The 436-nt window shown below is 52.3% G+C and carries 1 pseudogene; it reads left to right on the top strand.

Features of this window, described 5'->3' with window-relative positions:
* Positions 1-185 (top strand): annotated as a pseudogene (locus C5B91_RS22925) (hypothetical protein); the annotation flags it as partial.
* Positions 186-436 lie beyond the last annotated feature (251 nt).

Below are 436 nucleotides of genomic sequence, written 5' to 3'. Positions count from 1 at the left end.
AGCGCGTCTTCGAACGGCTCAGCGGCGACGGTATCTTCTACCGCGTCGACAGCGGTACTCACACTACGTACTATCTCGATTACCGCCTAAGTGATGTGGGAGGTGATGTACCTCCCGGACGACAGAATACTGTTGGAGAACATATTGAGCGTCTCGCCGACATGAACTCGCAGATTCGGGGTTAGGAGGTCGAATCTGAGGTCAATTCTCCGTACCCGCTTCGTGGGACGCTCACCGAGAAGTCTCTCGACGCTGACGAAGAGGACCACCACTGTAAGACCATCTTATTAGACACTCACCAATTGTGAGCTAATCGGAAAGAAATATGCTTCTCCCATACTATCGCAGCGGTCTCAAGCAGTCCAGCGACGAAAGGGCGATCGAGACACGAATCGTCCACTCCCTTTCGATGAGAATGTGAACACCGATTTCTACT

Origin of the sequence: Haloferax sp. Atlit-10N (genome assembly GCF_003586325.1) — an archaeon.
Taxonomy (GTDB): Archaea; Halobacteriota; Halobacteria; order Halobacteriales; family Haloferacaceae; genus Haloferax; species Haloferax prahovense.
Note: the sequence above shows the minus strand (reverse complement) of the source record. Positions and strands in the feature narration are given on the sequence as shown.